13 protein-coding genes are annotated in these 24,545 nt (G+C 71.8%); 9 read left to right on the top strand and 4 right to left on the bottom strand.

Annotated elements, in window-relative coordinates; translation table 11 throughout:
• Window positions 1-251: 251 nt before the first annotated feature.
• On the bottom strand, window positions 252-605 hold the full coding sequence (locus L3Q67_RS10685) for a hypothetical protein (RefSeq protein ID WP_499191813.1): 354 nt from the start codon (window positions 603-605) through the stop codon (window positions 252-254).
• A gap of 1,438 nt (window positions 606-2,043) precedes the next feature.
• On the opposite strand from L3Q67_RS10685, the gene L3Q67_RS10690 reads away from it, so the two are divergent.
• The 7 genes from L3Q67_RS10690 (at window position 2,044) to L3Q67_RS10720 (ending at window position 17,935) form a co-directional block, all read left to right on the top strand.
• The gene (locus L3Q67_RS10690; protein ID WP_499191494.1) at window positions 2,044-7,194 is read left to right on the top strand and encodes a toxin glutamine deamidase domain-containing protein; all 5,151 of its coding nucleotides are present in this window, start codon (window positions 2,044-2,046) and stop codon (window positions 7,192-7,194) included.
• Window positions 7,191-7,622 (top strand): hypothetical protein, encoded by a 432-nt coding sequence (locus L3Q67_RS10695; RefSeq protein WP_499189362.1) that lies wholly within the window; start codon window positions 7,191-7,193, stop codon window positions 7,620-7,622. Before L3Q67_RS10690 ends, L3Q67_RS10695 begins: the two co-directional genes overlap by 4 nt.
• Before the next feature lie 9 nt (window positions 7,623-7,631).
• Entirely contained in the window at window positions 7,632-9,398 is a 1,767-nt protein-coding gene (locus L3Q67_RS10700) for a TNT domain-containing protein (RefSeq protein WP_499189363.1), read from the top strand.
• Window positions 9,399-9,400: 2 nt separating this feature from the next.
• Window positions 9,401-11,521, top strand: coding sequence for an ADP-ribosylglycohydrolase family protein (locus L3Q67_RS10705; protein WP_499189364.1), 2,121 nt, complete (start codon window positions 9,401-9,403; stop codon window positions 11,519-11,521).
• Window positions 11,494-13,557 carry an ADP-ribosylglycohydrolase family protein gene (locus L3Q67_RS10710; RefSeq protein WP_499189365.1) on the top strand — a complete coding sequence of 688 codons (2,064 nt, stop codon included), beginning with the start codon at window positions 11,494-11,496 and terminating at the stop codon, window positions 13,555-13,557. Before L3Q67_RS10705 ends, L3Q67_RS10710 begins: the two co-directional genes overlap by 28 nt.
• Before the next feature lie 3 nt (window positions 13,558-13,560).
• Window positions 13,561-15,933: an ADP-ribosylglycohydrolase family protein gene (locus L3Q67_RS10715; protein WP_499189366.1), complete on the top strand. Its 2,373-nt coding sequence runs from the start codon at window positions 13,561-13,563 to the stop codon at window positions 15,931-15,933.
• 85 nt (window positions 15,934-16,018) lie between these two features.
• Window positions 16,019-17,935 carry a TNT domain-containing protein gene (locus L3Q67_RS10720; protein WP_499189367.1) on the top strand — a complete coding sequence of 639 codons (1,917 nt, stop codon included), beginning with the start codon at window positions 16,019-16,021 and terminating at the stop codon, window positions 17,933-17,935.
• Here the strand turns inward: L3Q67_RS10720 and L3Q67_RS10725 are convergent.
• From L3Q67_RS10725 to L3Q67_RS10735, 3 genes are all read right to left on the bottom strand, one after another.
• A complete protein-coding gene (locus tag L3Q67_RS10725) occupies window positions 17,925-18,794 on the bottom strand; it encodes a class I SAM-dependent methyltransferase (protein WP_499189368.1) in 870 nt (289 codons plus the stop codon). The two genes, L3Q67_RS10720 and L3Q67_RS10725, sit on opposite strands and share 11 nt — an antisense overlap.
• Window positions 18,788-20,095, bottom strand: a complete 1,308-nt coding sequence (locus L3Q67_RS10730) for a sensor histidine kinase (RefSeq protein ID WP_499189369.1) — start codon at window positions 20,093-20,095, stop codon at window positions 18,788-18,790. The genes L3Q67_RS10725 and L3Q67_RS10730 overlap by 7 nt, the downstream gene beginning before the upstream one ends.
• A gap of 91 nt (window positions 20,096-20,186) precedes the next feature.
• Window positions 20,187-21,605, bottom strand: coding sequence for a CCA tRNA nucleotidyltransferase (locus L3Q67_RS10735; protein WP_499191495.1), 1,419 nt, complete (start codon window positions 21,603-21,605; stop codon window positions 20,187-20,189).
• Window positions 21,606-21,748: 143 nt separating this feature from the next.
• Here L3Q67_RS10735 and L3Q67_RS10740 point away from each other — a divergent pair, with 143 nt between their 5' ends.
• Window positions 21,749-22,279 carry an NUDIX hydrolase gene (locus L3Q67_RS10740; protein WP_209663437.1) on the top strand — a complete coding sequence of 177 codons (531 nt, stop codon included), beginning with the start codon at window positions 21,749-21,751 and terminating at the stop codon, window positions 22,277-22,279.
• Window positions 22,276-24,447 carry a DUF6049 family protein gene (locus L3Q67_RS10745; protein WP_499189370.1) on the top strand — a complete coding sequence of 724 codons (2,172 nt, stop codon included), beginning with the start codon at window positions 22,276-22,278 and terminating at the stop codon, window positions 24,445-24,447. The genes L3Q67_RS10740 and L3Q67_RS10745 overlap by 4 nt, the downstream gene beginning before the upstream one ends.
• Window positions 24,448-24,545 lie beyond the last annotated feature (98 nt).

The raw sequence follows: 24,545 nt of genomic DNA on the forward strand, positions 1-24,545 counted from the left end.
TCGGGCGGTTCTTCCGGAAGCTCCACGTCGGGCGGCTCCTCCGGCAGCTCTTCATCGGGGAATTCCTCAGGAGGCTCTTCCGGCGGCTCATCCTCGGAGGGTTCTTCGGGGGGCAGCTCCGCCGGTAGCCAGTCTTCGGGCGGCTCCTCTTCGGGCGGGCCCGCTGGTGGCTCCTCCGGCGGTTCTTCGCCGGGCTCGACTTCCGGCGATTCATCCTCGGGTGGCTCGCCATCCGATGGCTCGCCATCGGCTTACTCGTCTTCCAGCGGCTCGCCTTCCGACGGCCCATCCTCCAGCGGCGCGCCTTCGGGAGGCTCTCCCTCGAATGGTTCGTCCTCGGGCGGCCCATCCTCCGGCGATTCATCCCCAGGCGGCTCATCTTCGAGTGGCTCGTCACCGGGTGGCTCGCCCTCGGCTTCCTCGTCTTCCGGCGATTCATCCCCGGGCGGCAACTCCTCGGGCGGCTCCCCGTCGAGCAGCCCTTCCCCTGCCGGCTCAAGCCATGTCGGCCAGTCCTCCGCCGCGACGATGGAACGCTCCGACTCCGGCGCGGGCCAGCAGTCCTCCTCACCCGCCCCCGCCGCGGCGCAGCACACGCCATCCACCGCCAACGACGGTGGCGCCCAACAGCAACAGTCATCCGGCTCGCAGCAGCAAGCCCCCCAACAAGCCGCCCCCGCAGGCGGCTCACCCGGCGGCTCCCCGTCCCCGGGCGGCGGCTCCCCATCTTCCTCGGGTGGTTCCCCGTCTCCCTCGGGCGGCTCCCCAGCCACCTCAGGTGGTTCCCCATCTCCCTCGGGCGGTTCGCCGTCCTCCTCGGGCGGTTCACCAGCGTCTTCAGGCGGTTTTTCGTCATCAGGCGGATCGCCGTCTTCATCCGGTGGTTCGTCGGGTGGCGGCTATGGCATGGCGCCGCAGCAGGGCGGCAACTCCGGCGGCGGTGGCTACGGCATGGCCCCGCAGCAAGGCGGGGGCAACAACCCGCCTTCTCAGCAGGGTGGCGGATTCGGCCCGCAGCGCCCGCAGGACTCGGTAGCCGCCGCGGGCTTCACCGGTGGCGGCTTTCCGCCGCCGGGTGGGCCTCGCCAGGACGGACCGCCGCAGGGTGGTCCCGGCATGGCGCCACCTCCGCCGATGTCACCGCAGCAACAGGGCGGAGGCGGCTTCCCGCCGCCGATGCAGCAGGGCGGCGGCCAACCGGGCGGCAACCGTCCGAACGGCCAGAGCCCGCGGCAAGGCCCGCCGCCCCCAGGTCCCGGCGTGCCCCAGGGCTCGCGGCCGGGACCCCGACCAGGACAGCAGGCGCCCGGCCAACCAGGCCCGGGACCGCGAGGTCCAGGCCAGCACGCGCCCGGTCAACGCCCAGGCCCGCAGGGACCCGGACAGCCGACCTCAGGACAGCAAGGCCCCGGCCCGAAGGCACCCGGGCAGCAAGGCCCAGGGCCACAGGGTCCGGGCCAGCAGAGTCCGGGCCAGCAGGGCCCTATGCAGCAGGGACCCGGACAGCAAGGTTCAGGCCAGCAAGCACCGGGTCCGCATGGGTCTGGCCCACAGGGGCCTGGGCAGCAGAGTCCTGGGCAGCAGAGTCCTGGGCAGCAAGGGCCAGGGCAACAGGGCTCGGGACAACAGAGCCTTGGACAGCAGGGGCCTGGTCCGCAGGGTTCGGGCCAGCAGGCACCGGGTCCGCAAGGTCCTGGTCCGCAGGGGCCTGGGCAGCAAGGCCCGGGACAGCAGGGGCTGGGTCCGCAGGGGGCTGGACAGCAGGGTCCTGGGCAGCAGGGACCCGGTCAGCAAAGGCCTGGGCAGCAGGGTCCCGGGCAGCAAGGGCCCGGGTCGCCGGGTCCGGCGCGGCAGGGGCCGCCGCCGGGGCAGCGGCCGTTTCAGCCGATGCGTGGCAATTTGGACCAGCCGCCGCCTGGGCGGAGTGGACCGCCTCGGCCGCCGGGGTATCCGCCGCAGGGGCCTCGGCCGCCGCAGGCTGGGTATCAGCAGGGGCCGCCGCAGCGTGGGCCGCAGCAGCCGGGGCCGGGTGGGCGTCCGCCGATGCCGCCGCCGGGGCCGCGACCGCAGGGTGGGATCCCGCAGCAGGGTCCGCCGCCTGGGCGGCAGGGGCCGCCGCAGCCGTTCAACGCGTGGCAGAAGCCGCCGCTTGATCCGAATCCGACGGCCACGCGGCCGGACATCCCGCAGCAGCCGGGGGCTCCGCGCACGCCTGAACAGCGAGCACCGGAGCGCCAGGCTCCCGCCCAGCGCACGCCTGAGCAGACAACACCGGAACGGCAGGGGACGACCGAACAACCCACGCCGGAGCGGAAGGCGGCTGAGCAAGGGGCGCCGGAGCAGGGCAAGGCTGAGCAAGGCACGCCGGAACAGGGCAGGCCTGACCAGGGTGCGCCGGAGAAGGACGCGCTGGAGCCGTCCGACGAGAAGGCGGCTGAGCGCGACGGCTCGGAGCAGAAGGAGAAGGACGGGCAGAAGGCGGACGACGAGGCGTCGGATCGGGACGGGCGTGAGGAAGAGGCGTCCAGGCGTGACGACGGGGATCGTGTCGCTGAGGACTATGTGACGGACCCGGGGTTCCGGACCGATCGACCCGAGGACTTCCGGGCGTTGGCCGACGCCCAGATGGACACGTTCCGTTCCGACGGGGTCGACAACAACGCCGAGTTGCCCCACGAGTTGTCCCGCCGGGACGCGTATGCGCGTCGCGCCGAGAATCCGCGGTTCCAGGACATGTCGGACGACGGGGTGTACGCGGTCCACACCTACACCCGGCCTGACGTGTTCGAGCAGTTGAACCAGTCGCTGCGCACGCAGGACGAGAACTTCGCGAACTCCGTGCAGCAGGCCAGGGCCATCTCCTCCGGGCTCAACGAGCTCCCGCCGCACGAGGGGCTGGTGTCCCGCCGGGTCGGGGTGATGGGGCGCGCCGCGGAGTTGCTGGCGGCGCAGTACAGGGTCGGCGAGATCGCGGTCGAGACGCAGTTCAACAGCTCGAGCAAGGTCACCGAGAAGAATCCGTCGAGCAAGTTCGGCGGCCAGGTCGAGTTGCGCATCACCTCGAAGACCGGGCGCGACATCGATCAGCTCGGCATGAAGCGCGAGGGCGAGGTGCTGTTCAAGCCCGGCACCCAGCTGCTCGTCACCCGCAACGAGAAGGTCGGCGACACCTGGATCATCGAGGCCGAGGAGATCGGCCCCGACGACCCGCGTTACCTCAAAGACGACGCCGTGCGCGACAAGATGGACGAGCGGCGGCAGCTCAGTGCCGAGCAGGCTCGTGAACTGGCCGAAGCGCCTGCCAGGGACCAGAGCATCGCCGACAAGCTCGGCGGCGGGCAGCCCCAACCCGACACGACGCCCCCGGCACCCGAACCCGAACCCGCGCCGCTCGAGCACCGCGGCGAGCCCGCCGACGGCTGGGGCAGCCTCGCCCAGGCGACCAACCCGCCGAGCGAGCCCGCCATCCACGCGGGTACGGCGAACTCGCCGGAGCAGCAGGTCCGCTTCCTGATGGACAACCTGCCCGAGACGCAGGCGGTCAACGCGCACAACTTCCACGGCTGGGACGCGCTCGAAGAGGGCTACCGCACCAACTCCAGCCGTTCGGTGGTCGCGTTCGAAGAGCGCATGCAGGGCCAGGACAGCACCGCGGACCCGGTGCCGCCGGACCAGGTCAGCCACGACGCGAACCTCGACTACGTCCAGGACAAGCTGGGCGGCGACTGGCAGCAACACGGCGACTTCGACACCGCACTGCGCGACCTGGCCGAGCGCCCGGTCGGCTCGCGGTCGGTGCTGGCCTTCGAGTCCGAGGTGCCGAGCGATCCCGCCGACCCGAGTTCGCCGAAGCGCGTGGTCAGCCACCTGGTCACCGCGGTCAACACCGAGCACGGCCTCGCGCTGGTGGACCTGCAGAACAACCGCCTCGCGGACCTGCCGGACCAGCCGTCGAGCGTGGCCACGCTGCCCTACCACCAGGGCGACGGGCCGGTGCTGGACCACGACACCAGCCACGACACCGGCCAAAACCCAGACCCAGACACAGACACGCCGCAGCCGGAGAGTCCGCTCGGCGACCTGGTGGAGCCGGACAACGGGCGGCCCGACGAGGGTTACCTCTTCGACGACGGTTTCCAGGCCACACCCGAGGACCACCGCGCCGTCGCCGACGCGTTCCAGGGTGAGGGCAGGCACGAAGCCGTCACCGCCGACGCGGTCAAGGCCCGCGACGCGGACCCGCGCTACGCCAGGCTGTCCGACGAGGACGCCACGGTCATCCGCGGCTACACCGGCCACGACTTCTACTCGACCGCCAACGCCGCGCACCGCGAAGGACCGGGCCACCCGGACTTCGACCGGTCGCAGCAGCAGGTCCGGGCGCTGGTCGGCGCGCTGAACAAGATCGAGCCGACGCCGGGCGAGCTGCTCCGCGGGTTGAACTTCGGCGGCGACCCGGTCCGGATCCAGCAGTTCCGCGACCAGTACCCGGTCGGCCGGACCGCGGTCGAGACGACGCCGGTGAGCGCGAGCAAGAAGCTCTCGCCGGACCAGGACAGCAAGTTCGGCCCTGACGTCGAGATGCACATCGACTCGAAGACGTTCCGCGACGTGGAGAAGCTGTCGCAGAACCACAGCGAGGGCGAGTCGCTCGGCAAGCCGGCCACCCAGCTCTTCGTCCACGAGAACGAAATGGTCGTGGACCCGGTGACCGGCCGGGAGAAGCTGGTCATCCGGGCCGAGGAGATCGTCGAGGGCGATCCGCGCTGGGTCGACAAGGACGCCGCCGAGCAGCAGATGGCGGAGCGGCGCGAGCAGACCGCGGCGAACGAGCGGGAGAACGCGGCCAGGGCGAAGACGGCCCCGTCGCCGTTCGACAGCCTCACCACGCTCAACCCGGCACCCGAAGGCACCGCGACCCCGCAACCGCAGCGGGACATCGCCGACGCGCTCGGCGGCAACGACAACGGCGGGTACGCGGGCGCCGACCAGGGGCCCGACGGTCCGGCGATGGACGCCGGCCAGGTCGGCGACCACGACTGGTCCCCGCTGGCGAGGGCGACCAACCCGCCGAGCGAGCCGGCGATCCACGCCGACACCGCGAACCCGAACCAGCAGGCGAAGTACCTCGCCGAGCGGCACCCGGAGATGGCCGGGGTCAACCCGAACTTCCATTCGCCGGACGCCTTCGCCAACGGTTACCAGACCAACTGCACGCGCGGCATGGTGGCGCACGCGCTGCGCCTGAACGGGATCGACGCGGAAGCCGGGCGGCTGCTGCCCGAGGACATGGCGTCCATGGGCACGCTCGACTACGTCCGCGAGAACCTCGGCGGCGGCGACTGGCAGGGGCACAGCGACTACGACGACGTCATCCGCACCATGCGCGACCAGCCGATCGGCTCGCGCGCGGTGATCGCGGTGCAGTACGTCGGCGACGACGGGAACACCTACGGGCACGTGGCGGAAGTGGTGCACACCAAGGAGGGTGTGGCCTTCATCGACCCGCAGAGCAACTCGCTGATGAGCCTGCCGCATCCGCCGGTGGACCTGAAGACGATGCCGTTCGACCCCGCGAAGGCGGCCGAGCTGCACAACGAGAAGCAGCAGGCAAAACCCGACACCGACAGCACAGACAGCACAGACACCACCGACACCGCGGCCAGTGCGGAGACCACCCAGCCGGTGCCCAAGCCGGACGCGCCGGTGGACCCGCGCATCGCGTTCCAGAAGCCGGACGCTCCGGTGGACCCGCGGATCGCGTGGCAGCAGAACAACCCGCCCGCGGGTTCGGGACTGCCGCCGCGCTCGGGGTACGAGGTGCGGCCGTCGCGGATCGGGCCGGATGGGCGGCCGGTGCCGTCGGTGTCGCACACCGTGCCGGACCGAACCCCGGCGGCCGACCGTGGTGGCTACGGCATGTCCGAGCCGCCGCGCCAGGACCCGACGCCGGAGCCGGACGACCGGCAAAGCCAGGACCAGAACCAGAACGAAAACCAGAACCGGGACCAGGACTCGCCGACGCCGGACGAGCGGCCGCTGCCGACCCGCGAGGAGATCGAGGCGTACCTGGACAGCGACCGGGTGCGCGACGCGATCCGGGAAGGCAACGAGATCACCGCGCGCGACCCGGAAGCCACCGTCAAGGTCGGCGACCAGCGCCTGCCGATCGGTGACGCGATCCGGGCGATGATGCTCGACTCGGACACCGGACCCGCCGTGGCCCGGGTCCTGCGCGACACCCCGTTCCTGGAGAACTCGCTGCTCGCCCGGCCGCAGACGCTCTGCAACGTGCTGAAGTACCCGGGCGCGGTCGACGTGCTGGAGTCCTGCGTGCGGGAGGTCCGCGACTACGGCGGCGGTCCCGGCGACCTCGCCGATTCGTACAAGGCGGACCCGAAGCCCGCGCCCAGCGACCTCACCCCGGAGCAGGCCGAGCTTTCGGCGGCAGCCTTCCGGGAGATCGAGCGGGCCGAGCCCGAGGACCTGCGGCAGCCGGGCTTCGACAAGGACCGCAAGGACGACCTCGACTACCGGCGCGAGTACCTCGAGTACCTGTACCAGGACTGGGACGCGAAGAACGCCATGCTGCGTGACTTCGCCCAGCTGATCGCCGGGGACGCCGAGGGCGTCAAGGTCAAGTCGCGGGAAGTGCCCAAGAGCAAGGTGCGCGCCGCGGACAAGATCGACGGGTACAAGGGCCACGCCGACAAGCTGAACGACCTGGTCGGCTCGATCGTCCAGTACCGGACGGTGGACCAGGCGTACCAGGGGCTGGCCAAGGTGCTCGAAGAAAGCCGCCGCCCGGGGTCGAAGATCCAGGTGGTCGACTTCTCCGACCGGTTCCTCGACCCGCAGAAGAGCGGTTACCGGGACCTGCAGATGAACGTCAAGCTGGACCTGGGTGACGGGCAGTACCACGTCGCCGAGCTGCGGCTGCACGTCAAGTCCATCGACGACGTGGCCGACTACGAGCACGCGCTCTACGAGGTCCGGCGGGACTTCCAGGCGGTGGCGAACGAGGACGAGAGCCGGCCGAAGGGCGAGGACGGCGACCGGCCGCTGACCGCCCAGGAGCGGGCGATGATCGGCTCGATCCTCAACGAGGAGCGGATCCGGTTCGGCGAAGCCTTCCGGCTCGCGGGTGGCCGGGAGACCGAGCCGCGGGACTACACCAGAAGGACAGAGCGATGACCATCGAAACTCCGTCGTACTTCCTGTACTTCGGGCGCACCTTCGTCATCGACTCCACCCCGGACGGCGGGCTCGCCGGGTCCCTGCTCAACTGGGACACCGGCGAGTTCGAGCCGGACCACGAGCCCATCCAGAAGGTGCTCTTCGCGACCTCCGACAGCGACATCAGCGCACTGAGCCGGGAGCGGTTCGTCCAGCGGACCGAGCGGATCCGCCGGGGGCTGACCGGTGACGGGCCGATCTTCGCGCTCTACGAGACGATCGACTCGATCCACGCGCAGGCGAAGGCGGAGAACCGGCGGGTCACCGACGAGGAACTCGACCTCATCGAGTCGATCCAGCGGCGGACCTTCGCCATGTGGGAGGACGAGCTCGCTCGGCGGGCGGCGGGTGAGCCGCCCAGTTTCACGGTCCGACGCAAGGACTGAGGACCGCCCATGACCCAGCCACACGAGTTGCACCAGGGCCTGGCGGGCCGGTCCTGGCTGCAGGCGTTCGCCACCTACAAGGACGAGGAGTTCCAGGTGGCGGGCTACACCGCCCCGCACTTCCTGCTGTCGTGGAGCAAGGACGACGCCGAGCGCGCGGCGGAACTGGGCATCCCGGAGGGCGAGTCGGGTGGATACGTCGACAAGGCGACCCCGGACCAGCTGACCGCGCTCTGGCAGGTACGGATCGACGTCAACCTCGCGCCGCCGGCGCAGCCGCTGTCCGAAGAGGAACGCGCCAAGCTGCTGATCGGCATCGGCCGCGCGCTGGTGCCGTTGCGGCCGGAGAACGGCTCGGTGACCGTCGACTTCCGCCAGCTCGGCGGGTACACCGAGGTCGAGGTCAGCTCGACCGGCGCGAACGGCACGCTCTTCTGGTCCGCGCCGCCCGAGGTGGGCGAGCTGCTGACCGAGTTGCGCGCGGGCATGTACGAAAAGGGCGTCGGCGCGTGGCTCCAGGCGCGCTACACCCTGCGCGGCAGCCAGTTCGACTTCGACTTCGACCTGCTCGACCCGCCGGACTGGAAGCGCCCGCCGGACCGGCCGGGGCTGCCCACGCGCCTGGCCTTCGCCAGGGAGATCGAGGAGTTCCCGCGCGACGACAAGCACATTCCCCAGTGGCTGCGTGAGAAAGCGGGCCTGCCGCTCGCCGTGTCCTTCAAGCACGCGCGGATCGTCGACGCCTACACCCCGGGTGAGCTGCCGGTGGTCGACCGGCCGAAGGTGCCCGAGGACGAGGTGCCCGCGCTGCTGCACTACCTCGAGCGCTCGCCGGTGGTGCTGATCGGCGACCAGCCGGGCCCGGACATCTTCGCCCCGGAGGACGCGCCGGACGTGCCGGAGCGCTACCACACCGACGGCGTCTGGATCTGGCACGCGTCGGCCGCCCACTACCTGCGCAAGCACGGCACCCCACCGGATCAGGAGCTGGCCGCGCACATCCGCGCGCAGCGGTACCAGCCCCCGCACGTGGATCGGCTGCACCGGCTGACCGCGGCCGCCGACCTGCTCGGCGAACCGCGGCCGAAACCGGATCCCGAGCAGTTCGAGCCGAGCACCGGCGATCTCGCCGCCGAGCTGGAGACCCAGGTCGGACCGGAGCTGGACGGCGCGGAAACGCTGGCCACGCTGCGGGCCCGGCTCGACGAGGCCGGCGTGTGGCCGAACGCCTACCGCCTGGGTGGGTCCGCGGACAACGCGTGGAGCCTGCTGCACACCGAGCGCGGCTGGGAAGTCGCGCGCTACCAGGACGGCGAGCCGGTCGACCCGTGTTACTTCACCCGGGTGGAAGACGCCGCGCAACAGCTGCTCGGCGCGGTCCTGCTGCACCCGGCCCGCATCACCGCGGGCGCGGAGAGCCCGCTGGAGACCGCCCGCGAACTCGCCGACTGGCCCATCCAGCCGGTCGACGGCGAGCCGCCGCTGACGTTGTTGCGGAACAAGCGCCTGATCCGGCTCACCGCCGGTACGGTGGTCGTGCGCTTCGGGGACGACCACGGCAACCTGGTCCACCACACCGGGGTGCGCTTTCCCACCACCTCCCTGCCGCTGGAGCGGGAAAGCGCCGAGCGCCGGTACCGGCTGGCCCGCCCGCTGTACGTGATCACCGGGATCACCGTGCCCTGGGCGAACCTGCCCGGGGGAGCGATCGCCTACGTTCTCCCCAGGACGATCACCGAGCACACCAGTGACGGAAGTCTGGAAGGAACGGTCTGAGCGTGGAAGCGGCTGAAGCGGTAGCCAGGGTCGAAGACTGGCTGCGTGCCGTGCACGGGCCGGACCAGCGCACGGTCCGGGTGGACACGGCCAAGGTGCGCCGGGTGCCCGAGGGCTGGTCGGTGCCCTACAACGCGGTGGCCTTCCTGGACGGCGGTGACGCGGGCAAGGAGATCTTCCCGCCGCCGAACATGGTGGTGCGCGAGCCGGACGGGCAGCTGCGCCAGGCGGCGCCGCACCCCGGCGGGCTGAGCATCCCGGCGCGGTACCCGGGCCGGGAGCACTGGAAGGAAATCGTCGACCAGGAGTTCCGCGAGTCCGGGCTCGGCCACCTCGGCGTGCCCGAGGCGGCGATCGGCGGCTGGCAGAAGATCCTGCCCGACGGCAGCGACACCGACGAGGAACGCGAGAACCCGGACTACCGGCCGGGCCCGATCCGGCTGGGCCGCGACCGCCCGCGCAACGCGCTCGAGTACCTGCTCGCCTTCCACGACGCCGGCTGGCTGGACCGCGAGCGCTTCCTGATCGGCCTGGTCAGCACCGAGGTCTACATCCCGATCGCGGACAACGACCGGGTGCCGCGCACGGCCTACGACCAGCAGGCGCACCGGCTGCTCACCTACAGCGACCCCCGCCACCTGCCGGAGCACACGCACCGCTGGTGGCACGTCGACCTGGCCACCCTGATGAAGCTGGACCCGCCGCCGAACCTGAACCTCGACGGCGGCCCGCAGTACCGCCAGCAGGTCAGCGGGACCGAGCTGACCGGGATCCTGGGCCGCTTCCCGCGCTTCAAGCAGACCGTGGACAAGAAGATCACCGGACTGGCCGCCGGCGAGGAGATCAAGACCTTCGCCGAGGAAGCCGCCGCGAAGATCGTGCTGCCGACACCGGTCTCGCCGCCGACGCACGCGGTCGACTGGGCCCGGCACAACGGTTTCGAGCTGACCGACGAGGAAATCCGGCTGACCGTGCTCGGGCGCACCTGGCGTGAGCGGGTCCGGCTCGACGACGGTGGCCGCTGGCCGGTGGACCTCGCGTCGAACGGGCTGCAGCCCGGCTACGGCGACAACGGCGAGGCCGTGCCGCGGCTGAACACCTTCGGCAAGTACTTCGAGCAGGGCAATCCGGGGTTCAAGCACGGCTGGCACCGGGTGACCGGCGCGTACCTCGGCTTCGCGCTCGGTGAGGCGCTGGGCATCCACGGCAAGCTGGACCGCGAGGTGCCGCTGGGGCCGCTGACCCAGCAGCTGCTGTTCCTGACCGAAGGCACCATCCGCAGCCCGCACCGCGAGGACTCCGCGCAGGTCGGCCTGCTCCCGGCCACGGCGGCACGCGGCCTGCTGCGCTGGCTGCACACCCAGGGCGAGCAGGTGCCGGGTGCGGTCGACGGCTGGCTGGTCCAGGTGCCCGAGTTGCGGGAGCGGGCCGATCCGGACCCCGGTGAGCTGGCCGCGATCCGCGAACTCGCCCAGGAACGGCCGGGCACCGCCAGCGGTCCCGGCGCGTTGCTGACCGCGCTGCCTGCCGCGCTCACCAACGGTTACGCGGGCTCCGGCGGCGTCGACCAGATCGCGCGCGTGCTCGCCGGGCTGACCCACGGTGGCGAAGAGGACGCCGAGGCGGCCGCGTTCCTGGCGTCGCTGTTCGACCTGCTGCTGACCAGCGGCGAGGACACCGTGTGCCCGCCGATCGCCACCGCGCGCTCCTTCTTCCGCGACGGCTCCTGGCCCGGCCTGCAGGACACGGTCGACCAGTCGCTCATGCGGATGAGCCCCGATTCGAAGATCCCGGTGCTGCCGCGCCCGTCCGACTTCGGGGCCGGGCACGACACCAAGACCGTGCTGGCCCAGGTGCTCAGCGCGGTCAGCGGCTACGAGAACTACCCGGAGATGGCGCTGCGGCGCTCGGTCACCCACGACGGCAGGCGCCCGCTCACCGGTGCGCTCGCCGGTGCCCTGCTCGGCGCGCGGCTCGGCGTCCCCGGGCTGCCGTGGACCACCCGGGTGCGCTCGCGGTACCTCGTGCAGCAGCTGGCGAGCGACGCGTTCTGGCACTTCGACCAGTACAGCCCGGTTTTCGAGAGCACTTCAGGATGGGCGAGGCGGTACCCGCGATCGTGAGCACCAACGAGATCACCGAGAACTCCCGGGAGCAGGCGATCGGGCGCGTCGAGGCGTGGCTGCGCGAGCACCCCGCCGAGACCGACCTCCGAGTGCGTACGGAGTTCGTCGCCCGCAACGGTGACGGCTGGAACGTGCCGTACAACGCGGCCGCCTTCCTCGACGGCACGGACATCGGCAAGGGCCTGTTCCCGACCCCGGTGTTGTTCGTGCCCGACAACGGGGACGAGCCCCGGCACCTGGCCGCCGCGATGGCCGTGCCGAACCCGCCGACGCCGGTGGCCGCGGAAAGCGACGCCACCTGGCCCGCCGTGGTCGACTCGGATTTCGACGCCACCGCCTTCCCGAAGCTCGCCCCGCCCGAGCGCGCGATCCTGCGCTGGGAGTCCGCCGACGGCGCGGTCAAGCCGAACCCGAAGTACACGCGCGGCCCGCTGAAGATGGGCTACCCCTTCCCGCGGTCCGACGCGGAGAAGCTGTGGCAGTACCGCTCGATCGGCTGGATCGACGACCGGACCTACTTCCGGCACCTCACCGAGTGCGAGGTGCTCGACGTCGGGAACCAGACCACCTACACCTCCCCGGACCGCGTGCCGGCTTCGGTGCGGTCGTGGACGCGCACCACGATCCGGCGGTTGTTCCAAGAGCAGGGCGGCGGCTCGATCCTGCTCGACCCCGAGTCGTACAGCGCCGAGGTGGTGCGCAGCCACGTGCTGCCGGACCTGGGTGACGACTTCGGCCCCGAGCCCGTTCCGGGTACGCCCGCGGAGTACAGCGAGCTCGTGCTCAAGACGGTCGACGCGCTGGTCGAGGAGTTCGGCATCGATCCGCCGCGCTACCTGACCGGGCACCTGCCGTTCGCCGCCGAGCAGGCCAAGCGGTACGGCTACGTGCTCACCGAGCAGGAATGCCTCCAGTACGCGCGGGCGTACGCGCTGTGGTTCCGCAACCTCCGCGCGCCCGCCACCGGGGCGACCGTGAGCTGGCCGGAAGACCTGTGGGCGGCCGGGTTCGTGGAGCACCGCCGGACCGACGGCACCTCGTTCCCGTCCCCGTGGCACTTCGGCAAGTTCTTCAGGAAGCTCACCACTCAGCAGGGCAGCAACTTCCGCTGGAACCGCGTGGCCGGGGCCTACATCGGCTTCGCGCTGGGTGATTCGATCGGCGCACAGGCCGAAAAGCACGGCAGCTGGGACGGCGGCACGCTGGATCGCGGCGGGCTCACCCGGCAGCTGCTGTTCCAGACCGAAGCCGTGATCCGCGGGCTGCCGCCGGTGAACGACACCGCCGAGGTCCCGGCGTCGCTGCCGCGCGTGGGCAGGCCCGAGAGCTGGCTGAACAACGCGACCGCGGGCACCGGACCGGCACCGGCCGAGTTCTCCGCCCTGCTCGCGCCCGCGCTGGCGGCGACCATCGCGGGCGGAACCCCGATCGACGGCATCGACGTCGCTTATTCGCAGGCCATCGCGCACGAGCTGATCGGCGCGGCGGCGGGCCCGGAGCTCACCGAAAGCGCCGATCTGCTGGTCCGCGTGTTGTGGGGCCTGCTCAGCCCGGCCGACGGCCTGCCGGACCAGATGGCCATGCCGGTCTACAACCACCTCGTCTCGGTCCGGCAGTCGCTGGACGCGGAGGACCCGCTGCGGGCGGAGCTCAGCCAGGTGATCGAGCTGCGCGACGACTGGAACGGGGACGCGGCCGCGCAGATCGAGCGGATCGGCGACGGCCGGTCGCCGCGTTCGGTGCTGCTGCGCGCGTTGTTCGCCGCGGCCAAGCGCGGGGACGACCCGAGCGGCGCGATCCTGCTGGCAGCGCACCAGTCCGGCAGCTCGGTGGTCACCGCGGCGCTGACCGGGGCGCTGGTCGGCGCGCAACGCGGCATTCCCGGGCTGCCCCAGGACTGGGTGGCGCGGCTGCCGCAGCTGGGCCTGATCGACAACGTCGCCGGGGACGCCTTCTACCACTTCCACCGCTTCGGCGTGGCCCGCGAGCCGTCGGAGCAGGCGGCGTGGGAAGCCAGATATCCGCGGGGGTAGTGCATGGACGAGCTCAGCGAAGACGAGTTGGCGGTGCTGGCGCGCCTGGTGCGACGCCAGCGCGCGGCGAAGGCCACCCCGGACGCGGTCCGCGTCGAACGGGTGGAGCTGTTCCTCGGCACCGACGCCGGCGGCCGCCGCTTCCTGACCGCCGATCCGGTGGCGGACTTCGAGCCCCGGGATCAGCCGGTGCTGTCCAGGGAGGAACGGTTCCGCGGCAGCATCCTCGCCGGAGCCGTCGGTGACGCACTGGGCGCGGCCCGCGAATTCGACCCGATGGAGCGCATCCGCGAACTGCACGGTCCCGCCGGGATCACCGACCTGGTGCCCGCGTTCGGCGGCCCCGGGCGGATCACCGACGACACGCAGATGACCCTGTTCACCCTCGAAGGCCTGATCCGGGCGCACGCGCACCAGCGCGCGGGCGGGCAGCGCGGCCGCGAGCACTTCCTGCAGGACGCCTACCAGCGCTGGCTGCACACCCAGGGCGTCTCGTGGGTCAAAGCCCGCGGGCCGGAGGACCGGACGGACGGGCCGGACGGCTGGCTCATCACCCACCAGGACTTGTTCGACCGCCGGGCCCCGGGCGCGACCTGCTTCACCGCGTTGAAGGAGTTCGGCACCACCGGGCAGATGGGCACGCTGTCCCACACCCTGAACGACTCGAAGGGCTGCGGCGGCGTGATGCGCGCGGCCCCGGCGGCGCTGTGGCCGGACGTCTTCGAGACCGGCGTGTTCAGCGCGATGCTCACCCACAGCCATCCCACCGGCTACTACTCGGCGGGCGCGCTGGCGGTGATCGTGGCGCACCTCCTCGACGGCGGCTCGCTGCCGGACGCGGTGGACCAGGCGATCCAGCACCTCCGGCGCACCGACGACCGTGAGACCCAGGCCGCGCTGGACGTGGCGATCCAGCTTTCCCGGCAGGGACCGGTGACGCCGGAGAAGATCGCCACCATCGACGGCGGCGGCTGGATCGGCGAAAGCGCGCTGGCGATCGCCGTCTACGTCGCCCTGGCCACCGACAACCTCGACGACGCCCTGCTCGCGGCGGTCAACCACGACGGCGACAGCGACTCGACGGGCGCGGTCTGCGGCAACATCGCCGGGGCGATGTACGGCCCGGACGCGCTCCGCGCGAGCTGGCTGGAGCAGCTGGAACTACGGGACGCGATCGAGGAACTCATCGCCGACGCACTCGCCGAATTCGGGCCCGAGCCGCCCGAGTGGGGCGATCGCTACCCGACCGGCCTGCGCCCGGCCGCGACCGTCGGCCGGCCTCGCGCGTTGCCCGACCGGGACGAGCGGTTCCGCGGCAGCATCCTCGCCGGGGCGATCGGGGACGCGCTGGGCGCGGCCGACGAGTTCGAGCCGATCGACGTCATCCGGCACCTGCGCGGCCCGGCCGGGATCACCGACCTGGTGCCCGCGTTCGGCGGCCTCGGCAAGATCACCGACGACACGCAGATGACGCTGTTCACCCTCGAAGGCCTGATCCGCGGGCACGCCCAGCTCCGGCGCGGCGGGCAGACCGGGCTGGAGCACTTCGTCCAGAGCGCCTACCAGCGCTGGCTGCACACCCAGGACCTCGCGTGGGAGGACTGCCGCGGGCCGCGCAACCCCAGCACCGAACCCGACGGCTGGCTGATCTCGCACCGCGAGCTGTTCAGCAGGCGCGCCCCCGGCAAGACCTGCCTGACCGCGTTGATGTCCTACGGCCACAACGGGCAGATGGGCACGTTCCACCACCGGCTCAACACGTCGAAGGGCTGCGGTGGCGTGATGCGGACGGCACCGGCCGCGCTGTGGCCGGGTGACGCGCGGGCGGTGTTCAGCGTGGGCGCGATGAGCGCGGCGCTGACCCACAGCCACCCCACCGGCTACCTGTCCGCGGGCGCGCTGTCGGTGATCGTGCGGCACCTGATCGACGGCGGCGCGCTGCCGTCCGCGATCGAGGAGGCGTTCCGGCAGCTGTCGCACTGGCAGCACCACGAGGAGACCACCGCCGCGCTGCGGGCCGGGGTGCAACTCGCCGAGCAGGGACCGCCGACGCCGGAGAAGATCGCCACCATCGACGGCGGCGGCTGGATCGGCGAAAGCGCGCTGGCGATCGCCGTCTACGTCGCCCTGGCCACCGACAACCTCGACGACGCCCTGCTCGCAGCGGTCAACCACAGCGGGGACAGCGATTCGACCGGGGCGATCTGCGGCAACATCGCCGGCGCGATGTACGGCGCCGGGGCGTTGCGCCCGAGCTGGCTGGAGCGACTGGAACTACGGGATGCGATCGAGGAACTCATCGCCGACGCACTCGCCGAGTTCGGCCAGGAGCCGCCGTCGCACTCGCTCTGGGAGCTGAAGTACCCGAACTCCTGATCATGGTTCCACGTGGAACACCGATCGGCCGGGCGACTAGATTTGACTCGGATCTCACCGAGGGGCATACAAGGGGGACAGAGGCGTGCGCTACCGGATAGACGCGGCTGAGCGACCGGATTCGCTCTACGCGGCCTGGCAGGGTGAGGTGTTCCGCGCCCAGCGCTCGACCGCCGACGGCACCGTGCTGCTGGTGGCGCTTCCGGGGGAGGAAGCGCCCGCCGACTTCGACACCGAGTGGAACGGCAGCCCCGCGAAGGTGGTGCCCGAGGCCGAGGCCGCGAGCACCTTCAGCGTGCAGACGCACTGCCTGTTCGCCGACGAGATCTACCGCGTCGCCCCGCAGAACGGCGAGGCGCTGACGCTGCGGTGGACCGGGCAGGACGAGGTCCGCGCCCGCGAACTCGGCCTGACCGACTTCACCACCACCGCGGAACCCGAGGAGATCGAGGCGCTCTGGCAGGAGCGGCACGACTTCATCCCGGCGGACGCCCCCCGGGCCGAACGCGGCACCGGTGACGCGAACGCGCTGCTGCGCGCGATCGGCCGCACCATGCTCAAAGTGCTGCCGGACGGCTGGGAACGGGTCGGCGCGCAGCTGCGGCAGGTCGGCGGGTACTCCGAGCTGGAGGTCCGCGCGATCGCCGGTGACCTGGTGGTCTCGCTGTCGCCGCCGGCGCAGCTGGGGCAGTTGTTCAGCCAGCTGCGCGCGGCGATGTACGAGCCGTCCACCGGCACCTGGTTCGAGGGCACCTTCACGCTGGACTCCGGCTCGAACTTCGATTTCGACTTCGACGTGGACGCCGAGCCGCACTGGCGCTTGTCACCGGGGGAGGGCGGGCGCCCGACCGCGAAGGCCTACGAAGCCGAACTGCAGCTGTACCCGCGCGACCGCAAGCACGTGCCGAACTGGCTCGCGGCGAAGGCGGGCCTGCCGCTGGACGTGACCTTCCGGCACGCGAAGGTGGTGGACAGCCACGCCGAGGGTGAGCAGCCGGTGGTGAACCGGCCGCCGCTGCCGCCGGACGAGGTGCGCCGCGTGCTGGACTACCTGTACCGCTCGCCGGTGGCCTCGGGCCGCCCGGTGCCGCTGCCCGACCTGTTCTCCCCGCACGGCCGCCCCGACGTGCCGGACGCCTTCCACACCGACGGCCGGTGGATCTGGCCCGCCGCCGTGCCGCACTACCTGCGCAAGTACGGGGTGCCGCCGGAGCCGGAGCTGGTCGACCACATCCGGGCGAGCCTGCACCGGCCGCCGTACGTGCCGGACAAGCTGCGGCACACCGCCGAAGCCGAGGTGCTGGGCAAGCCGTACCCGCCGCAGTCCGAAGAGGACCTGCCGGGGCCGGACAAGCACACCCGCGGTGAGCGCGACGGCGACGGCCTGCCGAAACTGCGGGCCGCCGAGGTGTTCGAGGTGCTGCACCGCAGGCTGGCCGAACTGGGCGTGGCGCCTTCGCTCTACCGGGTCGGCGAGCCCGCCGACGGCGCCTGGTGCCTGCGCCGGGTGGGCGGGCACTGGGAGGTCGCGCGGTTCGAGAACGGCGAGCCGGTGGACCCGGTGCCCTTCGACCACGTGCAGGACGCGGCCCGGCACCTGATCGGCACGATGGTGCTGTACCCGGCGCTGGCCCGCGAGCCGGAGGAGGCCGAGGCCGGGCACCCGACGGACTGGCCGATCCTGCCGCTGCGGGGTGAGCCGCCGCTGAACTTCTTCCGCGCCAAGCGGATGATCGTGCTGCCCGCGGGCACCGTGGTGCAGCGCTTCGGCGGTGAGGGCGGCAACCTGGTGCACCCGGAACACGTGCGGTTCCCGGAGACCTCGCTCGCCTTCGAACGCGAGCGCGAGCAGCACACCTACGTGCTGCACCGGCCGTTGCGCGTGCTCACCGGCATCACCGTGCCGTGGGGCGCGCTGCCCGGCGGCGCGGTCGCGTACCTGCTGCCGCGGCCACTCGGCCAGCACGTGGAGACCGGCGCGATGGAGAAGGTCAGCGCGTAGTCGCGCGGATCAACACGGCGGGGGACCACCAGTAGTCGGCCAGCGACGTCACCTCGACGTCGTCGAACCCGGCTTCGGTCAGCTGTTTCACCCAGTCCCCGGCGGGCTGCTCCCAGTTGTTGCGGACGCCGCCCGGAGACACCAGGCCGAGCAGCATCGGCATCAGGAAACCCTGCGCGACCAGGTCGTCGTCGTATTCGGCGACCCCGCGCTCGTACCGGGCGGCGAGCGACGCCAGGTGTTCCGGGCTGCCCTCGGTGACGTCCGGGACGTCGAACTCGGCGAGCACCAGTTCACCGGTGCGTCCGTGCAGCGCGCGGAACACCTCCAGCCGGTCGTCCGGCTCCAGCGACTGCAGCGCGAACGTCGACTGCACGAGGTCCCAGTCCGCTCCGGTGCCGGCCAGGAACTCCTGGGCGGTGGTCTGCTCGGCGTGCACCCCGTCGCCGGTGACCCGCTCGCGCGCGGTCTCCAGCAACGCGGCCGACGGCTCCACCAGGTCGATCCGCGACGGCCGGTGGGCCGCCAGGTCCAGCGCGGGCACCAGGGCGAGCCCGTCACCGCAGCCGAGGTCGAGCAGCGAAGCCGGGCGGCGGTCGTCGTACACCGCGGCGAGCCGCCGCGCGAGCTGGTCGTAGAGGTGGACGTTGCCGCCGCCGCGGATGAACGCGGTGAACGCGGCGGGCTGGTCGTAGACGTGACCGCCGGTGGCCGAACCGAGGTGGCGGGCCAGTGCGGCACCCAGCCGTGAACCGGAACCCGCGGCTTGCCCGGCCAGCACGGCGGCTTTCGGCCGGTCCTCGTCACGCAACGCGGTCAGGCAGGCGACCAAGGTCTCGAAGGTGGAGTCCGTCAGCACGGCACCCACAATGTCACGCGGGTGCCGTTGCCCGGCGTGGATTCGACGGTCGCCTTCCCGCCGACCTCGGCCAGCCTCGCGGTGATCGACTCGCTGATGCCGAACCCGGGCGGGCGGGTGTCCGAACTGAAGCCGGTGCCGTGGTCGCGGGTGATCACCGCGATGCCGCCGTCGCGCTCCTCGACCCGCACCAGCACCTTGTCCGTGCCGGAGTGCTTCATCGTGTTGCGCATGGCCTCGCGCACGGCGTCCCGGATGGCGATCTGACGCACCTCGGACAGCGTGTCCTCGTCCAGCTCGGCGATCACCACCTGCGCGCGCAGCCCGTCACGCGCCATCTCCGCGGCGAGCGACGCGAGCTTTTCCCCGAGTGGGCGGGCACCTTCGTTCGCCGCCGCCTCGATGTACTCGCGCACCTCGACGGCCTCCGCGCGCGCCAGCCGGCGCACCTCCGCGAGCTGCTCTTCGGCCGTGCCCTGTCCCGGCAGTGCCAGCGCCTCCAGGGTCTGGAGCACGGTGTCGTGCATCAGCCGGTGCTGCCGCGCGCGTTCGGCCTGGCGGCCGTTGCGGATGCCGTAGGCCAGCGCGAGCCGGGTGCCGAGGCCGATCAGCACCAGCGCACCCGACGCGGTGAGCAGCACCCCGGCCATCGTGCCCAGCCCGGCGAACGCCCGGCCGGGGCTGAAGGTGCCGGTGTTCGCCCAGCTCATCAGCAGGTGCAGGGGAATGCTGCCGGCCAGCAGGCCGATCCCGTACGGCAGCCCGAGCGCGAGGGTGAACAACGCGACCGTGCCGAGCAGGTGCTTGCCCGGCACGGCGATCGCGTCGACGAAGACCTCCGGCGGCACCAGCGCGGCGACCACCAGGTTCGCCAGCGCGGTGAACACCGCGTCGGCGGTCAGCAGCACCGCGGCCCGGTCGCTGCGGAACGGCGCCGAGCGCAGCATCCACCGCACGCCGTACGCGTTGAGCAGCACCGACAGGATCGCCACGGTGAGCACCGGTGCCGCACCGGTGCCGCCGTGCCTGCCGAGGTAGGCGATGAGCGCACCCGGCACCGCGATCAGCCGGTAGACCATCGGCACGAAGGCGACATAGCGACCCGCGCGCAGGAGCAGCCCGTCGCTGGCGCGCGGGTCCACCGGCGCGGCCATCGCCGAGATCCGGCGCAGCGCTCTGACCGGGGTCGGGTCCGCGACCTCGTCCGACAGCTCGCTGCTGGCGGTCGCGATCGCCGGCGCACCCCGCCGGAGCAGGGTGACGAGGAAGCTGGCCTGCTGGGGCGGTCCCTGGCGGCGCATGACTCTCCATCTCACCTGTGGGGGAAGTGAGTATCGTTCATCCGATCGGCATTCGGATCAACAGTCGGAGAAGATCGGCCGAACGTTCTAGTTATCCCGGCGTGGTCTGGTCCGGTCCGGTGAGCCCCTGTTCGGCCGCCCAGCGGCGCAGCTCGGCGACGGCTTCGTCGTGCTCCAGCGGACCGCGGTCCAGCCGCAGCTCCTTGAGGAACTTCCACGCCTGGCCGACCAGTGGCCCCGGCGGCAGGCCGAGCAGCTTCATGATCTCGTTGCCGTCGAGGTCGGGGCGCACCTTGGCGAGGTCCTCGGCGGCGGCGATCCGGGCGATCCTGGCTTCCAGGTCGTCGTAGGTGCGCTGCAACGCGGCGGCCTTGCGCTTGTTGCGCGTGGTGCAGTCGGCGCGGACCAGCTTGTGCAGCCGGGACAGCAGGGGACCGGCGTCGGTGACGTACCGGCGCACCGCCGAGTCGGTCCACTCGCCCTTGCCGTAGCCGTGGAACCGCAGGTGCAGGAAGACCAGCTGGGAGACCTGCTCGACGATCTCCTTGCTGTACTTCAGCTCGCGCAAACGTTTGCGCGTCATCTTCGCGCCGACCACCTCGTGGTGGTGGAAGCTGACCCCGCCGCCGTCTTCGAACTTGCGCGTGGCCGGCTTGCCGATGTCGTGCAGCAGCGCGGCCAGGCGCAGCACCAGGTCCGGCTCGGCGTCCGGGTCCTCCTGGCGCTCCAGCCCGATCGCCTGGTCCAGCACGGTCAGCGAGTGCTGGTAGACGTCCTTGTGCTGGTGGTGCTCGTCGATGGCCAGGCGCATGCCGGGCACCTCGGGCAGCACGTGGTCGGCCAGCCCGGTGTCCACCAGCAGTTCCAGGCCGAGGCGGGGGTGCGCGCCGGTGAGCAGCTTCGACAGCTCGGCCTGCACCCGCTCGGCGGTGATCCGCCTGATCTCCCCCGCCATCGAGGTCATCGCCTCGACCACGCGCGGCGCGGGCTCGAAGCCGAGCTGCGAGACGAACCGCGCGGCCCGCAGCATGCGCAGCGGGTCGTCGGAGAACGACTCCTGCGGGGTGGCGGGGGTGTCGAGCACCTTCATCCGGACCGCGTCCAGGCCGCCGTGGGGGTCGACGAAGGACTTCGACGGCAACTCGATCGCCATCGCGTTGCAGGTGAAGTCACGCCGGAGCAGGTCACCGTCGATGCTGTCGCCGAAGGTGACCTCCGGGTTGCGGCTGACCTGGTCGTAGCTGTCCGCCCGGAAGGTGGTGATCTCCAGCTGCGAGCCGTCCTTGGTCACCCCCACCGTGCCGAAGGCGATGCCGACGTCCCACACCGCGTCGGCCCACCCCGCGACCACGGCCAGTACCTGGTCCGGCCGGGCGTCGGTGGTGAAGTCGAGGTCGGGCGACAGCCTGCCGAGCAGGGCGTCGCGGACGCTGCCACCCACCAGGTACAGGCGGTGGCCGGCGGCGGCGAAGCGGGCGGCGAGCTGATCGGCCACCGGTGAGATGCGCATCAGCTCGATCACCGCGTTCCGCTGGACGGCGAGTTCGTTCACTGGGATCCCACCACGTAGGCGGTGCACTTACTACACACACAGATCAACACGGACACGAGAAGCCAGCGTACCGGCGCACGCTGTTGCTCTAGCATCGCAGCATGCCTGGATCGGCCGGTCGCTCCGGTGGCGCCAAACCGGGACGCCGATCCCGGCGCCGCCGCGGGAGAAGGCTGACCACGGTGGACGAGACCTCGGCCGGTGGGCTGGTGGTCGACGCCGAGCGGGAGAACGCGGTGCTGATCGGCAGGCTCGACCGGCGCGGGAAACTGCTCTGGTCGCTCCCCAAAGGGCATATCGAAGACGGTGAGACCACCGAGCAGACCGCGGTGCGCGAGGTGAAGGAGGAGACCGGCATTTCCGCGCACGTGCTCCAGCCACTGGGCACCATCGACTACTGGTTCGTCGCCGAGCGGCGGCGGGTGCACAAGACCGTGCACCACTTCCTGCTCGAAGCCTTCGGCGGCGAGCTGTCCGACGAGGACGTCGAGGTGACCGAGGTCGCGTGGGTGCCGGTGGCCGAACTGGAGGCCAAGCTCGCCTACGCCGACGAGCGCACCCTGGTCCGCAAGGCCCGCGAACTGTTCGCGGAACAAGCTTCCCGCTCCTCCGCAGAGGGAGTCCCCGAGTGAAAAGGCTGGCCTCGGCCACGCTGACCGCGTTCCTCCTGGTGGTGCAGGCGTTCATCGGTGTTCCGGCGAACGCTGCCCAGGCCCAGCCGGTGCCGGAGGCGCCGAGCAGGCTCCGGCTGGACATCGACGAGATGAACCCGCGCCTGCTGGTGTCGACCTCGTCCACGCTGACCGTGTCCGGCACGGTGACCAACACCGGTGACCGCCGGATCACCGGTGTGCGGGTGCGCCTGCAGCTCGGCGAGCGCCAGACCACCTCCCGCCAGCTCGGCGAGGCACTGGCCGAAGCGCCGCCGACGGACGCCTCGATCACCGACTACACCGACGTCGCACGCGTGGTGGAGCCCGGTCAGACGGTTCCGCTCCAGATCACCGTGCCCCTCGGCGGGGACGCGAAGGCGCTGGTCAGCAAGCCGGGTGTGTACCCGCTGCTGGTCAACGTGAACGGCACGCCCGACCGCGGCGGCCAGGCCAGGCTGGCCGCGTTCAGCATGCTGCTGCCGGTGCTCGGCGTGCCGGGGCAGAGCGCGCCGCCGCGGCCGGAGCGCCCCACCGAGCTGTCCGTGCTGTGGCCGATCGCGGACACCCGCCCGCGCGTGGTGGCCGCGCCGTTCGGCGGCACGCTGGTGCTCTCCGACGACCAGCTCGCCATCGACCTGGCTCCCGGTGGCCGCCTCGACAACCTGATCACCGCGGCGAAGAACGTCCAGAGCGACTCTCGCCTGTTCGACTCGCTGTGCTTCGCGATCGACCCCGACCTGCTCGAAACCGTCGAGAAGATGACCGGCGGCTACCTGGTGCGCACCACCGACGGCGGGCAGGCGCCCGGCCGCGGCAACGAGACCGCGACCCGCTGGCTCGGCGCCCTGCGTCAGCTGCTCCAGGGCGCGTGCGTGCTGCAACTGCCCTACGCCGATGCCGACCTCCCCGCGCTGGGCCAGGTCACCGACGGCGACTCCGCGCTGACCAAGACCGCGGTCGACAACACCTCCCTCTACGAGCGCCTGCTCGGGGTCAAACCGCTGCCCGGCGTGCTGTGGCCGAACGGCGGGCTCGACTCGGCCACCCTCGGCACGCTCGCCGACGCCAGGGTGACCACGGTGATCGCCGAGTCCGACCAGCTGGTCTCCACCCGGCCGCTGACCGCGCCCGCCACCATCGAAGGCACCAACCTGCGCGGGGTGGCCATCGACCCGCTGCTCACCCGGTCGATGGCGGTGACCCGCCCGGCCGACGGCACCGCGGCCAACCTGACCCCGGCCGACGACCCGGACGTCACCGCGCAGAACGCGCTCGCCGTGCTCGCCTTCCAGACCGGCGCGCAGTCCGACACCAGCGGCGCGCCGCTGCTGCTGGCCCCGCCGCGCCGCTGGACCGCGCCGGTCGACGAGCTGACCCTGCTGCTGCGCACCGTCGGCGACTACGCCGGCCTCGGCATGGTCTCGCCGAAACCGGTGCTGGAGGAGCTGGCGGCGCCGGTCAAGGGCACCGCGAAGATGGACTACTCGGCCAAGGACGCCCCCGCCGAGCTGCCGCAGCCGGTGATCAACTCCCTGCACGAGACCGAGCAGGACACCGCCGACTTCGGCGGCTCGCTGACCGAGGACCCGACCACCCAGGTGGAGCCGGAGGACCTGGTCAAGCCGGTGCGCGCCGGGCTGATGCGGGCTTCCTCGACGGCCTGGCGCGCCGACACCGCGGGCGCGCTGGCCGCCGCCGGGGACGCGCGCAGCCAGCTCGACGGGCTCCGCGGCCAGATCACCGTCGAGACCCCGCGCCAGCAGATCTCGCTGGCTTCGGACACCTCGCCGCTGCCGGTGACGCTGAAGAACTCGCTGCCGGTCGGCGTGACCGTGCGGGTGAACCTGAGCAACTTCACCGGCCTGCGGCCCGAGCAGATCCCGGACCGCCCGCTGCCCGCCCGCGGCTCGGTGCCGCACCTGATCCAGGCGGAGGCGCTGCGCACCGGGCACTTCAGCGTGGACGTCTCGCTGAGCACCCCCGGGGGCACGCCGCTGGGCGCACCGGCGCGGATGGAGCTGAACTCCACCCAGTTCGGGTTGATCACGCTGATCGTGACGATCGTGGCTGGCGCGGCCCTGCTGCTGCTGTCCGGTCGCCGGATCTACCGGCGGATCCGCGGGAAGGACCAGGCCCAGGCCTCCTGAGCCGGTGTGTTCGTAATTTACCCTCAGTAACTCCTTGACGCCGATGGGTGGACTGGACCATTCTTCGGTCCATTCCCACTAAACCGTGAATCGGTTTC

Origin of the sequence: Saccharothrix sp. AJ9571, from assembly GCF_021725495.1 — a bacterium.
GTDB lineage: Bacteria > Actinomycetota > Actinomycetes > Mycobacteriales > Pseudonocardiaceae > Amycolatopsis > Amycolatopsis magusensis.

Bases quoted from the DNA above. Each gene is read 5' to 3' on its own strand.
- L3Q67_RS10735 (WP_499191495.1), bottom strand. From the start codon at position 21,605: ATGCGCATCTCACCGGTGGCCGATCAGCTCGCCGCCCGCTTCGCCGCC.
- L3Q67_RS10730 (WP_499189369.1), bottom strand. From the start codon at position 20,095: ATGCGCCGCCAGGGACCGCCCCAGCAGGCCAGCTTCCTCGTCACCCTG.
- L3Q67_RS10715 (WP_499189366.1), top strand. From the start codon at position 13,561: ATGGACGAGCTCAGCGAAGACGAGTTGGCGGTGCTGGCGCGCCTGGTG.
- L3Q67_RS10740 (WP_209663437.1), top strand. From the start codon at position 21,749: ATGCCTGGATCGGCCGGTCGCTCCGGTGGCGCCAAACCGGGACGCCGA.
- L3Q67_RS10700 (WP_499189363.1), top strand. From the start codon at position 7,632: ATGACCCAGCCACACGAGTTGCACCAGGGCCTGGCGGGCCGGTCCTGG.
- L3Q67_RS10695 (WP_499189362.1), top strand. From the start codon at position 7,191: ATGACCATCGAAACTCCGTCGTACTTCCTGTACTTCGGGCGCACCTTC.
- L3Q67_RS10710 (WP_499189365.1), top strand. From the start codon at position 11,494: ATGGGCGAGGCGGTACCCGCGATCGTGAGCACCAACGAGATCACCGAG.
- L3Q67_RS10690 (WP_499191494.1), top strand. From the start codon at position 2,044: ATGCCGCCGCCGGGGCCGCGACCGCAGGGTGGGATCCCGCAGCAGGGT.